This window comes from Frankia sp. CgMI4, assembly GCF_001756285.1.
Taxonomy (GTDB): Bacteria; Actinomycetota; Actinomycetes; order Frankiales; family Frankiaceae; genus Frankia; species Frankia casuarinae.
This window is the reverse complement of the sequence record NZ_MAQZ01000002.1, coordinates 224986-239330: the sequence shown is the minus strand read 5'-3', so window position 1 is coordinate 239330 and position 14345 is coordinate 224986. Positions and strand designations below refer to the sequence as shown.

The window sequence follows — 14345 nt, the reverse complement described above, 5'->3', positions numbered from 1 at the left end:
GTCATCCGCCGAGCATGGCTTAGCCTTACCCGCAGGAAGTCCATGACCGCGCGTGACGGTCTCTACCTCAGGAGGTCGTGATCGCTCGCCGACCCGCACCCCAGCGTCCCGGCACCCGCCCGGCACGAGTCGCCACGCCCGGCTCTGGCGGGGGAGCCGCACGGAGCCGTCGCCGCCCGTCCGTCCACGGATCCGATGGTGCCATCCCCGCCGTCGGACCGCGGGAACCCTGTCCCTGCGGGTCGGGCCGTCGTTACAAGGCGTGCCACGGCGAGCGGAACCGGCCGGCTCCCGTGCTGCGCCCGTTCGCGGGCCGCCGCGACGAGCCGGACCTGGTCGCCCTGCGGGAGCTGGTGCCCAGCGCCACCGCGCCGCTGGCCCTGGCGGCGGCCTACCTCGCCGACCATCCCGAGCACGCCGACCGGCGCATCACGCTCTGCACGATGCTGCCGCAGGCCGCCCCCGCCCTGGTACGCGAGGACGGCGAAATCCTGGTCGCCCTGCAGATCGCCCTTCCGGGTCTGGACGTATCGCGGGACGTCGCCGGTGCCCTGCTCGCCGCACTCGYCGCCGAGCCGGGGAGTGTGATCGACATCCCGCCCGCCTCCGCGCCGCGCCTCKTGGAACAACTGCCCGCGGGACTCGCCGGGTTGCCCCGGCTCACCGACCTGCTGGACCCGGCGCCCCTGGACATCACCGTTCATTCCGGATTCGGATGGTGGCTGCCACCGTCCGACGAGGAGAGCGGTCCGAACCCGGAGGTGGCGGTGATGCTGGAGCGCGCCAACGCCACCGTGGTGCCCACCGTACGGCTCACCTCGGTGCCGGCCGCCTACTGGTGCCATCCCGGTGACCGCTGGCACCTGCGGTGGGCGCTTCCGCTGGCCTGGCCGGGTGCGGCGGGTGCTGCGGCGGGCACCGACTCCGAGGCCGAGGCGGTCGCTCCCATCGGCGCGGGCGCCGACGTCGCCCCCACCGAGGAGGCGTTGCTGGATGCGCTGGCTCGCCTGGCCGCGGCCGAACGTCTCACGGTGGGGGAGGGCTCCAGGTTCATCGGGTTCTTCCGCGCCGCCGGGCTCGTCGTGCCCGTCTGGGATCTCGCGCCCGGAAGCGAGGCGGGTAGCTGTGAGGAGCCGGCCGCCGCGCTGCGGGTGGCCTACCAGAGGGCACTGGCCGACACCACGGCACTGACCGCGCACGAACGCCGGGTGYGGGCGGGTCTTGTTGGACGCAGCCTCACCCTGCGCTGACGGCATCGGCGCAGACCGCGCTGCCTGGGCGGGGTGCGCTGCCTGGGCGGGGTGCGGTGTCGGGAGGATGGAGCGCTGTGAGCAGGGTTGACGACCCGGAGAACACCTTTGACGTCATTGTCGTCGGGGCGGGTCCGGCCGGTGGCAGCGCGGCGCGGGCGGCGGCGAACGCCGGGGCCCGGGTGTGCGTGCTCGAACGCTCGGCGGTACCTCGTTACAAGACCTGCGGTGGCGGCCTGGTCGGCCTTTCGGCGGATCATCTCGGCATCGAACTGGCCGGTCTGGTTCGAGCCAGCGTCAGCTCCCTGACGATGACCTGGGACGGCCGCTTCGAGGTCACCCGCGGCCGGTCCGGCGGCCGTCCCTGGATGTCGATGGTGATGCGATCCGATCTGGACGCCGCTCTCCTGGCCGCGGCGGCCGCGGCCGGCGCGACCGTGCGGACCGGTGCGCACGTGGTGGGGCTGACCGAGAGCGGGCCGGGCGGGACCGGGATCGCCGAGGACGCCGGGGATCAGGACGACGGTTGGGTGACCGTGCGTCTGCGTGCGGGGGCGGACCTGCGCGCTCGGGTGGTGGTGGGTGCGGACGGCACCTMGGGTCGTTGCGGCACCTATGTCGGTGTCCGCTGTGACCAGGTCGACGTCGGCCTGGAGGGCGAGTTTGTCGCCGACCCGGCGCGTGCCGCGCGATGGGCCGGACGCATGCTCATCGACTGGGGGCCGGTGCCGGGTTCCTACGGGTGGGTGTTCCCCAAGGGACGGGTGCTCACGGTCGGCGTGATCGGTGATCGTGCCGAGGGCGCCGCGCTGCGCGCCTATTACACCCGGTTCGTCGACCGTCTCGGGCTCACCGACCTGCCGCGCCAGSATGACTCCGGACATCTCACCCGGGTGCGGGCCGTCGCCTCCCCGCTGCGGCGGGGCCGGGTGTTGGTCGCGGGGGACGCGRCCGGGCTCCTGGATCCGTGGACACGCGAAGGCATCTCGTTCGCATTACGGTCGGGTCGGCTCGCCGGGGAGGCGGCCGCCGCGGCGAGTGTGGGCGTCGGTCGCGCGAGGGCGGGCGTGACCCGGGCCGGGGGGGTAACGGATACAAGGCCCACTGGCCCGGGCGCCACGGCGCTCGACGCCTTGGCGGCCTATCCCGCGCGCGTCGAGGCGATCCTGGGCCCCGAGATGGCGGCGGGACGAGAGGTCCTGGCCGCGTTCACCCGCCGGCCGGGCGCGATGCACACGGTCATGGCGGCTCCGGGCACCTTCGGGCTGTTCACCCGGCTCATCGAGGGACGGACCACCATCGCCCGGCAACTGCGTCGTCCCGGCGTGCGGGCGGCGGTGGCGGCACTGAGCCACTGAGGCACTGAGCCACTGAGGCACTGAGCCACTGAGGCACTGAGCCACTGAGGCACTGAGCCACTGAGGCACTGAGCCACTGAGGCACTGAGCTGCTGAGGCAGCCGGCGGTGTCAGCGGCGTCAGCCGCCCGGGTAGCCGCGGCGTTCCTCGCCGAAGCGTTCGGCTACCGCGCCGGCGATCTCCCGATAGGCCGCCCGCGTCTCMCGTTTCAGGTTCGACAGCACGATCCGTCCCCCGTCGRCCAGATGCGGGTCGAACGGGACCCGGACCACCCGTCGCGTCCGGGCTTCAAAATGCCGTTCCAGCGTGTCGACGTCGACCCGCTCGCCCTGGACGGGGAACATCGAGATCACGGCGACCGCCTCGCGGACATGGTCGGAGTAGCCGTGCGCGTCCAACCAGTCGAGGGTGGCGCTCGCGCTGGACCCGCCGTCGGCGCTGGCGCTGCTCACGATCACCAGCGTGTCGGCTAGCTCCAGCACCCCATGCATCGCACTGTGCAGGATGCCCGTCCCACAATCGGTCAACAGGATCGAGTAGTGCCGTTGCAGCAGATCGTCGGCTGCCCGGTAGTCGGCGTCCCCGAAGGTGTCCGACAGCTCCGGATCGTTGGCCGAYGCCAGCACCTCCAGCCTCGAGTCGGCCTGTGACAGGTACCTGCGGACGTCCACGTACCGGTGCAGACGCGGAGCGTCCTCCAGCAGTTCGCGCACCGTGTGGGCGGAGGTGCGTGGCACCCTGGAACCCAAGGTGCCACGGTCCGGATTCGCGTCGATCGCCACCACCCGGTCATCGCGCAGGCTGGCCAGCGTGGAACCGACCGCCACCGTCGTCGTGGTCTTGCCGACGCCGCCCTTGAGGGACATCACCGCGATGCGGTGACAGTCGTGCAGCGGGTTCCGGATGCGCGCGAGGAGCCGGCGGTCGCGAACCTCGTCGGGGGACGGACCGGGGTTCACCGCGCCCGCCGAGACCTGGTAAACGAGCCTGCGCCAGCCGCGGGACGCCGTCTCCGGGGGAGCGGGCAGCAGTGCGCTGGTGGCGAGCCCCGCCCGGCCGTTTCCCGTCTCCCGGGAACCCGTCTCCCGGGAACCCGGTCCCACCGGGCCACCGGCCCGACGCCGGCCGGCCGCGGCCGATGGGTCGTGCTCCGTCCGGAACGATTCGTCGTGGGCCCGGTCGTCGTGGGCCCGGCCGTCGTGGGCCCGGCCGTCGTGGGCCTGATCGCCGCGGTTCGGATCGCGGTGCCGCCCGGTCCCGGCCGGTCCGCCGGGCGACCCGGCCGGCTCGGGATCGCGTAGCCAGGAGGGGATGCGGCCGGCTTCGGTGGGCGTGCGGGCCGGGCCGGTGTACGGGCCGCCGGCCGCCTTACTTCCGGTTCTCGACCGGTCGGGCGGCGGCGGCGCGGGATACTCGGTTGACGGTCGATAGGTCTCRTATCGCCCATCCATCTCGCCGTACGGCCGGGGAGCGGCGGAGTCGAAGTCCGCTCGTCTCATCGCGGCGGTCTCCTCCAGCGCGGACGAGTTCGCCGCCGCCACCGGCGGCGTGCTCCGCCACGGATCATGGCGCTCGTCCCGCGGGGCCGGTGGCGGGGACTGGGCGTACGGGTCGGACGGTGGCGGGTTCAGCGGCGGGGCCGGTGGCGGGGACTGGGCGTACGGGTCGGACGGTGGCGGGTTCAGCGGCGGGCCCGGTGGCGGGGACTGGGCGTACGGGTCGGACGGTGGCGGGTTCAGCGGTGGCGGGTTCAGCGGATCGCCCCGCCAGGCCCGGGTCTCCCCCGGCGGGGGCGGCGGGTACGCCTGRCCGAACGCTCCGCCCGGATTCGGTGGGAACTGGTCGAGCAGCGGATCGAAGGTGCGGGTCTCGATCGGCAGCATCCTGCCGTTGCCGTTGGCACTCTCCGTGCCTCGACGGTTCATGGCCGCGGACCCGGGCGTGCCCCGATCGGTCCAGCCAGCCGGGCCAGCCGGGTAGGAACCCGCTGCCTCGGAGCCCGTGGCCGACATCGGATCAACGCGGCGCATCGACGGCCAGGTGTCGGAGACGGCAGGGGACGCCGCCGGGGCGGCGGTGCTCGGCCGGAAGACGGATGCCGCCGGCTCGGGGCGGTAGGGGCCGTCGACCGTCCAACCGGCGGCACCGGCGGAGCGCGGCTGCGCCGGACCGGTCTGCCAGTGATCCGGGTCGGCTCGGTCGGGGGACGACCGGTCGGTGTCCGTCACTGCCGGCAGTCGGCTCGCCGAACGGGACGGCTGCTCGGTGGTCGGCGGCGGGGACCCGACGCGCCCGCCACGCTCCCGCGGCCCGGGATTCGCGGGGTCCCGATCTCCGGCATCGCCGACCCGGATGGCGCCGATCTCCCGGGGATCATCGTTCATGATTGTTCTCCGGGCAGCACACCACTTGGTTGATCCCCGGGGCGGGCATTCCCTCCGTCGTGTTCAAGGGCCTCCCCTCCGTTTGGGCGACCCAAGCCATGAGGCCGGGGTGATCTGACGACCACGCCCAGGACAGCGGTCCCCGGTAGCCCGCGTTCGGAGCCGAGCGTCCGGCACGTAGACGTGACCCGCCGGACCGGCCCGACAGGTCTGACCAGAATGACATGTGGTTCCGTGGACCGCACGGCCCGGCCGGTGGAAACGGTGTGCCTCGTGTGGTGCCGGCCCCGGGGGCGTCTCCTCCCCGGGGGCGTCTCCTCCCCGGGGGCCCTGACAGCGAGGGTGATGAGGGAGGCGTCAACGGTAGGGGGACCAGCGGACGCCGGTGTCGCCGGAGCGCAGGCTGTCGATCCTGACCCGGAACTGGGCGGCCACCGTCGCGCTGCTCCCCAGGATCGGCACCACGCTCGTCACCAGCTTCAGTTCCCGGACCGCCCGCAGGACGGCGAACCCGTCCCAGGTGGTGACGTCGAAGTCGTAGCCCCGGGCCAGATCGAGGTGGGCCTGAGGATCATGACCGAAGCGTAGCCGGCCGACCGCCACAGGAATCAGGTCCCATTCCGCCGGCCCCAGGCAGGTGGCGTCGAAGTCGCAGAGCAGCGCGCGGCCGTCCGCGGCCCGCACGAGGTTCGCCAGATGCGCGTCCCCATGTATGACGACCCGCGGCAGCGCGTAGCGGATGGTGGACAGAGCCGCCGCGATCCGGCCGGTCATCTTCTCCAGGAAACGGCGGTCGGGCCCGGGGAGCGCCTCGGCGTCGGATAATCGCCGGCGGACGTCGTCGAGGGGATCCCAGCATGGCAGCGGCGGTTCCGGCGGCGCCAGGGTGTGCAGACCGCGCAGCGCGCCGGCCAGCTCCGCGGTGTCCGGTGCCGGACCGCCGGGCGGGGTGCCGGGTGGCGTCGCGTCGGCCCAGACCGTCGCGAGGAAGCCGGCCGCCGTGACCGGGGCCGGCACGCCGGGGAGCAGCCGGACGGCCGGGACGTGGTTCTCCGCCAGCCAGCGGGCCACCCGGACCACCTTGTTCACCCGATGCGCCATCGCGGCCGATCCGATGATCCGGACAACCGCGCCGGCCCGTGGCAGCCGGTACACCGCGTTCACGGTTCTCTTGATCAGCATGGCATCCGAGTCGTCCAGGCCGGCCTCGGCGCAGATCGCACCGAGGGCGCGGCGGGTCCGCTCCGCGGTGAACCGCGCGTGGTCCGGCGAGYCCGCCGGAGGGTGCCCGCCGTCGGCCACTGCGCCCTCGCACGGTCCTCGTACGGTGGCCGGCGTCAGACCGGCGAGCTCGGCACGGGAACCGCGCGCCCGCCGGGCCGCTGCCGCGCCGCGGAGCGTTGCCACTCCCGGATGAGTACCGCGAGGTCCCGCACCTGGCGCACCTCGCTGTGCGGCCGGGTGGCCGCGAGCAGCTGATCCGCGCGTCCCGAGACGGAGGCCAYGGTTCGCCCCCAGGAGATCTGGATCGCCTCGGTGGCCAGGGCGCAGACCTGGTCGAGTTCCAGGCGACCCTGCCGGGCCAGCGCCAGGGCGAGATCGAGGCGGATCACCGACCGGAATCCCGGGGCGTTCATCCCGTCCAGCTTCGGCAGGGCGAGATCCGCGTGTTCCTGGGCGGCCTGTGGTCGGCCGAGTAGACACAGGGCCGTCGTGGCGTTGTAGGGCACCTCGACCGGATTGAACTGGTCGAAACTCGGACCGGGACGGCCCCACTGGTCCGCCGGGATGGCGTCCGCCAGGTCGTACGCCCGGTCCAGGGCCTGGGCCGCGCCCCGCACGTCACCGAGGGCGGCGAGGGCACGCGCCTCCTGGCAGACAAGTCGGGCCCGCACGGCACCGCCACTGACGTGGGTCAGCCCGTCCCGGGCAAGGCGGAGCGCCTCGTCGGGCCGGCCGGCGTAGAACTCGTTGACGGCCGCGACTTCCCGGGCCGAGCCGCGAAGCGCACCCTCACCCACCGAGCGCCCCGCCTGGAACCCGAGCGACGTCAGCGATCGCGCGGTCTCGATGTCACCGAGTTTGAAGGCCGCATCCGCACCCAGCACGGCGACCCGCCCCCGCAGCACGTCGCGCCGGTGGGCGTCGCCGGCGGGGATKGACCGCCGGCTKAGTCGCTCCAGGCCGCGGCGCAACCGCTCGGTCTGGGCCAGGATGTGCGCGGGTGGGGTCGCCTCGTGCGCGTCGAGGAGGTCGTCGAGCAGATCGTCGGCGCGTTCCAGGGCGAGCTGGATCGGACTGGCCGCGAGGACGTCCGAGACCTCCATGATCTGTCCCTCGGCGAGGATCGCGGTCATGACCGCCGCTCCCGCATAGCGATGGAACTGCCTGCGGTCCGAGGCACCGGGGGCCGGGGCGCCGAGGCGTGTGGTGTGGGGGGCCGACGACGGTGTCGGCTGCGCCGGGATCGCTCCGCTCACAGCGCCGAATGGTGCTTCGCTCACAGTGCCGAAGGATGGCGTGCCCGCGGGTGCCGGCGACACATCGGTGGGGCTCGTTGCGGCTTTCGTCATCGAAGRCTGGGGCGGTGGCGCCGGCTCGTAGTCCTCGGGGTGGTCGTCCGGAGGGGTGCGCGCCGGCGGGATGACGATCGACTCGGTGGTCGCCCACCAGGGTGGGAGAGGGGCCGCCCGGCTCGCCGGGACCCAGGCCCCGGGGTCGGGCCCGCGCGTCGGTGAAGATCCGCTCGACTGCGGCATGCCGCGCGTCCTTCCTTCAGACAGCACCACGGTCGTGACCGTGACGACAAGGTAGTGGGGGTAGAGCCCACCGCGAGAAGCGACCGACCGGGGGCGCACAGTGAGACCACGCGCCCGCATCGGTGCCGCGACCGCCATCCTCCCTGACGGCGGTCCGGCCGGATCCAGCGATCAACGGCCGAAGTCTCCCGGCGGTCGTACGACGGCCTCGCTGCCGCCGGCCGGTCGTTCCGGTCGCTCTGGTTGGTCCGACCGGATCTGGCCTGTGTCTCGCTTTGTCAATAGTAGGAGGRAGGCTGCGCCGGAGGGTGATGATTATTGGTGCGCAAAGTTCCTGTCATCGTGGCTCTGCGTGGTGTTACCCGGAGGTTTCCTCTGCCGATCATGTTTGGCGGGCAAGCCGGCGGCGATGCGATGCGGCGGTGGAGCTCGCCGGTCGGCGGTGGCGGGATGAGGAAGGGGGGCGCTGGCAGGACCGACAGGATCGCGCGGCGCAGGCTTGTGGATCATCGCCCCGGCCCGGGAGGGTCCCGGGCGACGAGCCGAGGGAGGCCGGGATGCGGCCCGCCGCCGGTTCGCTCCAGAACGGGAACGAGGCGGCAATAGCTTTGTAATCATGACACCTTGTCATGATTACCGAAAAGGTGAAGCTGGGGGACCCGATGTTGGTCCGATCGGCGCCGGCGTCCATCCCCGCGCTCGGGTCGTCCATCCCCGCGTTCGGGTCGTCCATCCCCGCGTTCGGGTCGTCCATCCCCGCGTTCGGATCGGTAGCCTCGGTATCGTGGTCGATGGCCCCCCGACGTGCTTTCCGGCCGGCAGGTCGCGCAGCTGGTGTCGACCAGGCCGGCCGTGGTCGGCGCGCCGTGCCTGATGACCGTGTGGCGCGGTGTCCCGCCGATCCGCTGGTCGGGCCGCGGACGAACCTGCCGTCCGCCGACGCGTCCCTGGCCCGTGAGCTCGATGACCTGGCGCACCGGGCCTGGCCGCCGTTGCGCCAGGTCGAACGGGCCGGGTGGGTGCTGCGCGAGTCCGCCGGGTCGTCCCGGCGAGGCAACTCGGTCTGGGCCCGCGGCGACGTGCCCGACCTCGCCGCGGCGCTTGCCACGGTGCGGGATTTCTACACCGCCGCCGGTCTGCCGCCGACCTTCCAGCTGACACCCTTCTCCCGGCCGACCGGGCTCGGCGCGGTCCTCGACGCCGCCGGGTACGACGACACCGGTCCTACCGACGTCTGCACGGCGCCTCTCGCCGGCCTTGTGAGTGGTGCCGACCGGGCACCGGCGGCTGCCGGCTCGGTGGGGATGACCGTCACCACCACGCCGGCGGATGAGTGGCTGGATGTCGCCGGCCAGGTGCTGACGACGTTCAACGCGCAGYGGCCCGGCACGCTCGCGGTGCTCTCGGCGCTGCGGCTGCCCACCATCTACATCACCCTGACCGTGGACGGCATGCCGGCGGCGGTCGGACGCGRCATCGCGGACGACCGTTGGCTGGGTGTCTACAGCATGGCCACCCTGCCCGTGGCCCGTGGCCGGGGCGCGGCCCGCCGGGTTATCGCGGCACTCGCCGAGTGGGCGGCGGGCAGAGGCGCCACTCATGCGTATCTGCAGGTCGAAGAGGTCAGCGCCGCGGCGCGGGGCCTGTACGCCGATCTTGGTTTCCGGCCGGTCTACCGCTACACCTACCGCCGTGCGCCGCTGGACGCGACGTCCGGTGGAGGTCTCCCATGAGCGGGACCGTCGAGGAACTCCTCCTGCCGGGCGGCCTGACCAGGGTGATGGGCGTCGTCAACGTCACGCCGGACTCGTTCTCGGACGGCGGTACCTACCTCGATCCRCTGGACGCGGTCCGGGCCGGGCTGCGGATGGCCGACGACGGGGCGGATCTCGTCGACGTCGGTGGTGAGTCGACCCGACCGGGCGCGTCTCGGGTCATCGCCGCCGAGGAGATGCGTCGCGTGCTTCCGGTGGTGGCCGAGCTCGCCGCCGCGGGCGTCCGGGTCAGCGTCGACACCAGCCGTGCCGCTGTGGCCGCCGCCGCGGTCGACGCCGGGGCGGTGCTCGTCAACGACGTGTCCGGCGGCGCCGATCCCGATCTGCTCGGTCTCGTCGCCGACCGTGGCGTGCACTACGTGCTGATGCATGGGCGGGGGACCAGTGCGGACATGGCGTCCCGGGCGGTGTACCGCGACGTGGTCGCGGAGGTGGTCGCGGAGCTCGTGGACCGGCTCGGGGCCGTGCTGGCCGCCGGGATCGCCGAGGATCGGGTCATCCTCGACCCCGGCATCGGCTTCGCCAAGACCGCCCGGCACAACTGGACGCTTCTGCGCCACATCGACGCCTTCGTCGCGCTCGGCCGGCCGCTGCTCGTCGGCACGTCCCGCAAGTCGTTTCTCGGCTCGGTACTGGCGGACGCGAACGGCCCGGCCCGGCCGGTCGCCGACCGGGACGACGCCACCCAGGCGACCACCGCGTTGCTGGCCGCGGCCGGGGTGTGGGGCGTGCGGGTGCACGCCGTCCGGCCGGCCGCCGACGCCGTGCGGGTCGTGCGCGCCTGGCGGGACGATAGTGACCGGCGCGGGGACGGACCCGAGGCCGATCCCGGCCGGGCCGTGGATCCCGGCCGCGTGGAAGATCGGGAGGTTCCGTGGGCTCCGCGGTGACGGGCTCCGCGGTGACGGGCTCCGCAGCGGAGGTCGCCTCCCAATCGAGGGCCACGTCGCTCGACCGGATCACCCTGTCGGGGCTGCGGGCTCGCGGCTACCACGGGGTTCTGGCGGCGGAACGGGATCTTGGCCAGGAGTTCGTCGTCGATGCCACGCTGTGGCTCGACCTCTCTTCGGCGGCGTTCCACGACGACGTGACCCGCACCGTGCACTACGGCGAGCTTGCCGAGACCCTTGCCGGGATCGTCACCGGAGAACCCGTGAATCTGATTGAGACCCTCGCCGATCGACTCGTCCGCGCCTGTCTGCGGGACGGTCGGGTGATGCGGGCCGAGGTGACTGTCCACAAGCCCGCGGCCCCGATCGCGGTTCCGTTCGCCGATGTCGCGGTGACGATCGTCCGCAACCGGGTCGACGGCGTCGAGTCGGTGACCGCGCCGGCCGCGGCCGCGGGGGTCGTCACCGATGGCGGGTGACCGGATGATGACCCGGCCGGAGCATGCGGTGCTGTCGCTCGGGTCCAACCTCGGCGATCGTCTGGGCCGGCTGTCCGCCGCCGTCCATCGGCTCGACCGCGCGCTGGGGGTGCTCGCCGGCTCACCGGTGTACGAGACGGCACCCGTCGGTGGACCCGAGCAGGACGACTACCTGAACGCCGTCGTCCTGGTGCGCCCGGCACCCCCGCGTGATCTGCTCGAGGTCGTCCGCGAGGTGGAGGAACGGGCCGCGCGGGTCCGGGCCGTCCGGTGGGGCCCGCGAACGCTCGACGTCGATGTCATCGCGATCGGTGACCTGCGCAGTGACGACCCCGAGATCCTCGTGCCGCATCCCCGAGCACATCTGCGGGCCTTCGTCTGCGTGCCCTGGCTGGACGTTGATCCCGAGGCGACGCTGCCCGGGCACGGGCGGGTCGCCGATCTGGTCGCCCGGATGGCCGCGGGGAAGCACCCGGCCGGTCTGCGCCGGATCCCGTGGTCGCTGTCGGATCCCGTGGTCGAGGCGGATCCGGGGGCCGATGCCGTCACCGATCCCGCCGTCGGCGGCAGTGACGCCGAAGAGGCGGCCAGGTGAGACCGACCCGGGCACGTGATCTCATCGCGGTCGCGGTGGCGTTCGGGGTACTCGGGTACCTGCTGCTGTGGTGGGCGTACCGATCGATTCCCACGCTGCCGCGAACGGCGTCGGTGTCGGTTCTCATGATCGGTGCCATCGAGCTCCAGGTCGCATCCCTGACCCGTCGCCGGCTGGAGGGGCGGCCGGGAACGCGGCCGATCCTCCCGCTCACGGTCGCCCGGCTCGCCGCGTTGGCCAAGGCGAGCTCCGTCGTCGGAGCGGCGCTCGCCGGCATCTGGGCGGGTGTGTTCGGCTACACCATGCCCCGCACGGGGGAGTTCCCGACCGCGGGCGGCGACGCGCTCACCGCGGGTCTCGGGTTGGCTGCGGCGATGGTGCTGTTAACCGGGGGCCTCATCCTCGAACGGGTGTGCCGGGTCAAGAAGCGTTAGCCCGGCCCGGCCCGGCCCGGCTCCGGGAGGAATGTCCTGATGGAACACCGAAAAGTGGTGTGATCACCGATGGGCCGCCTGTTCCGATTCGTATTGGTAGGACTACTCTGGGGTAGATTGCGATATATGACCGTGGTCGGTGTCGGGGTTGTCCTGGGCCACCTCCGTAGGGTGGTGATTGTCGGCGTTGTTCGCGTCGTCGGTGGATGGTGCGGTGACGTGGCGCCCAGGCGCCGGGGGCGGGAAGGGGCGGGTGATGGTCRCTGAGGGCAGGAACTCGCACGGTGGCACGCGCGCGCAGCCGCGACTGAACCATGGTCGGGTGGACCATGGTCGGGTGGGCGATGGCGCCGATCCCGGCCCACCCGCCGGTCCGGTTCGCGACCCGGCGCGGAACTTCTCGGACCCCGTGCGTGATCTCCCTGCCAACGCGGCTCGGGCCGCTCCCCGGTCGGGTCCGGCAGCTGAGGGAACCGCCGCGCCCCGGCGCCGCCAGCCGTCCGAGGGCCGGATCGTCGCGTTCAGCACGCTGGCGACGAGATCCGCCAGGAGGCCCGAGCCCCGCCACTCGCCGCGAGCCGCCGCGCCGACGTTCGACGGACCGGCGTACGGTGACAATCCAACACCGTACGATATCGTACAATCTCATACAGTGACGCCAGCGCAGGTTGATCGGCCGGCCTCGGCTTGGCGGCCCCCGGGCGGGCCGGTCCCGCCCGGGGAGCGGCCCGAGCCGGCGCAGCGATCCGAGCCGGCGCAGCGATCCGACCATCGCGGCGGTTGGYCCGACCCACGCGGCGCGGGTGTCTCCCCGCCGGGTGGGGTCGATGCCCCCCGGCACCGACCCGCGTATTCCTCGTCTCCCCCGGACCCGCGCGCGCCGTCCGGGCTGGACCGGGGATCTCCTCCGGACCCGGACGGCTTCTCCCGGGGCGGCGGTCGGCCGGGTTCCGGACTTCGGCCGGGTTCCGGGCTACTGGACGAGGTCAGCTTCACCGGGTACCAGCACGCGATCAGGGACGACGGCCCACGGACCGCCGGGGAACCCCGGCGCGCCCCGGATCGGATGTCACCGGGCGCTGCCTCCGGCCGGCCACGAGCGGACCCGCCGGGACAGGGTCGGCGGGGGAGTCCTGAAGTCGACGGGCCGGATGCCGGCGACGCTGCCGCCGTCTCGGAGCCGGCCCGCCCGCACGGCCGCGTGGCCGGTAGCCGAGCCCGTACCCGAGCCGGTACCCGAGTCCCGGCTGGAGGGGGCCGCCAGCCGCGTAACCCGGTACTCAGCGCGATTCAGGCGGCGGTGCTCGCGGCGGTCCTCGTCGTCGGCGTCTCGCTCGGCCGGACACTGGCCCTGCCCGGTGACGCCGGGACGATGTCCCGGGTCGCGGACTGGGGACGGGTGAACCATCTGTCCTTCCTCGTGGATCAGTTCGACCGGCGTCGTTAGGGCTTGGACCGGCGCCGTCGGCGGAGATTGGGCTTCGCGGCTCAGGCCCGTAAAAAGTTCGCAAAGATGGCATACAACGCAGAGGTTTGTCGACCAGAGAGCGATTGTTGTCACCGTTGCCGTACTTGTCGCTTTATGGTCTCCATTGAGTATGATCGAAGCAATGTCCAGGTAACCTGTGGATCCTCGGCCACGCGGACCATCCGGGCCGGCGGAGCAGGAGAAGCGGTCCCGGCGAAATTGGTTGCGCCCAGTTTGCCGAATCCTCTTGCATCCGATGGCCCCGGGCGTGTGAAATCGGTATCGGTAGGTCTGTCGCATTCCGTCGACCTCGCCGCGAAGAGGCCCGTCTCGGGCATCCTGGTCGCCGATGTTCGGCCGAGCGCRCGTCCTGGCCTGCCAAAGCATCCAGGGAGGCCACGTGCGTCCAAGACCCGCACCTTCTCCTGCGGCACCCCTGACCGTGAACAGTGGCGGCCAGGGGCGGGTGGGCCAGGACCGGGCCGGGCAGGGCCATGCCGGCAACGGCCGGGCCGGGCAGCTCCCGGACGCCTCCGACGGACCCGGCCGGCTGCCCACCGAGGCCGAGGCCGCCGCGATCACGGCGGCGGTCTTCGACAGCCCGCTGGTGTCCAGGGTGTCGCCGGATGGTCTGCGCATCACCGGCATCCGCACCTCGACCGGCGCACCCGACTGGGCGTTTGCGGTGTTGTCTCCGCTGGGCGGTACCGATCCGGCGATCGCGGTACTGCGGTGGGACACCAGCTGCGGATGGGTGCTCGATCAGGTGGGGACGGCCCGGGTCGGGATCGGCGGTGGAGCGGCTGGACGGCACGACGACCTGCCGCGCGGGGCCATCACCCGTCGCCGCGGTGCCGGTGTCCGCCGCGGTTGCGAATCCGGCATCCGCCCAGGTGACGCGGCACGGCCCGGCTGAGCGACGGCGCCCTGTCGGCCTGGCGTCGCGCCAGCTA

Annotated in this window: 12 protein-coding genes; 9 read left to right on the top strand and 3 right to left on the bottom strand. The window is 72.9% G+C overall.

Annotated features, from left to right (window positions below; translation table 11 throughout):
• The first annotated feature begins 77 nt into the window (after positions 1-77).
• Positions 78-1250 (top strand): DUF5926 family protein, encoded by a 1173-nt coding sequence (locus Manayef4_RS01010; protein WP_070130305.1) that lies wholly within the window; start codon positions 78-80, stop codon positions 1248-1250.
• Between the two features lie 77 nt (positions 1251-1327).
• Entirely contained in the window at positions 1328-2608 is a 1281-nt protein-coding gene (locus Manayef4_RS01005) for a geranylgeranyl reductase family protein (protein WP_070130304.1), read from the top strand.
• Between the two features lie 119 nt (positions 2609-2727).
• On the opposite strand, the gene Manayef4_RS01000 is transcribed toward Manayef4_RS01005, so the two are convergent.
• From Manayef4_RS01000 to Manayef4_RS00990, 3 genes are all read right to left on the bottom strand, one after another.
• On the bottom strand, positions 2728-4992 hold the full coding sequence (locus Manayef4_RS01000; protein WP_070130303.1) for an AAA family ATPase: 2265 nt from the start codon (positions 4990-4992) through the stop codon (positions 2728-2730).
• A gap of 357 nt (positions 4993-5349) precedes the next feature.
• On the bottom strand, positions 5350-6294 hold the full coding sequence (locus tag Manayef4_RS00995; protein WP_070130342.1) for an aminoglycoside phosphotransferase family protein: 945 nt from the start codon (positions 6292-6294) through the stop codon (positions 5350-5352).
• Between the two features lie 35 nt (positions 6295-6329).
• Positions 6330-7751, bottom strand: a complete 1422-nt coding sequence (locus tag Manayef4_RS00990) for a hypothetical protein (protein WP_070130341.1) — start codon at positions 7749-7751, stop codon at positions 6330-6332.
• Between the two features lie 866 nt (positions 7752-8617).
• Between Manayef4_RS00990 and Manayef4_RS00985 the strand changes: the two genes are divergently transcribed.
• The 7 genes from Manayef4_RS00985 (at position 8618) to Manayef4_RS00960 (ending at position 14308) form a co-directional block, all read left to right on the top strand.
• Positions 8618-9484, top strand: a complete 867-nt coding sequence (locus Manayef4_RS00985) for a GNAT family N-acetyltransferase (RefSeq protein WP_070130340.1) — start codon at positions 8618-8620, stop codon at positions 9482-9484.
• The gene (folP, locus tag Manayef4_RS00980; protein ID WP_011438761.1) at positions 9481-10416 is read left to right on the top strand and encodes a dihydropteroate synthase; all 936 of its coding nucleotides are present in this window, start codon (positions 9481-9483) and stop codon (positions 10414-10416) included. Before Manayef4_RS00985 ends, folP begins: the two co-directional genes overlap by 4 nt.
• An 11-nt stretch (positions 10417-10427) precedes the next feature.
• On the top strand, positions 10428-10895 hold the full coding sequence (gene folB, locus Manayef4_RS00975) for a dihydroneopterin aldolase (protein ID WP_011438760.1): 468 nt from the start codon (positions 10428-10430) through the stop codon (positions 10893-10895).
• Positions 10885-11490, top strand: a complete 606-nt coding sequence (gene folK / locus Manayef4_RS00970; RefSeq protein WP_011438759.1) for a 2-amino-4-hydroxy-6-hydroxymethyldihydropteridine diphosphokinase — start codon at positions 10885-10887, stop codon at positions 11488-11490. Before folB ends, folK begins: the two co-directional genes overlap by 11 nt.
• Complete coding sequence (locus Manayef4_RS00965) at positions 11487-11924, top strand: DUF3180 domain-containing protein (protein WP_011438758.1); 438 nt, start codon at positions 11487-11489, stop codon at positions 11922-11924. The genes folK and Manayef4_RS00965 overlap by 4 nt, the downstream gene beginning before the upstream one ends.
• A gap of 1300 nt (positions 11925-13224) precedes the next feature.
• Positions 13225-13371, top strand: coding sequence for a hypothetical protein (locus Manayef4_RS24645; RefSeq protein ID WP_023840655.1), 147 nt, complete (start codon positions 13225-13227; stop codon positions 13369-13371).
• 421 nt (positions 13372-13792) lie between these two features.
• The gene (locus tag Manayef4_RS00960) at positions 13793-14308 is read left to right on the top strand and encodes a hypothetical protein (protein WP_011438756.1); all 516 of its coding nucleotides are present in this window, start codon (positions 13793-13795) and stop codon (positions 14306-14308) included.
• The last annotated feature ends 37 nt before the right edge of the window (positions 14309-14345 follow it).

Excerpts from the sequence above, each read along its gene's own strand:
- folK (WP_011438759.1), top strand. The coding sequence starts at position 10,885 with ATGGCGGGTGACCGGATGATGACCCGGCCGGAGCATGCGGTGCTGTCG.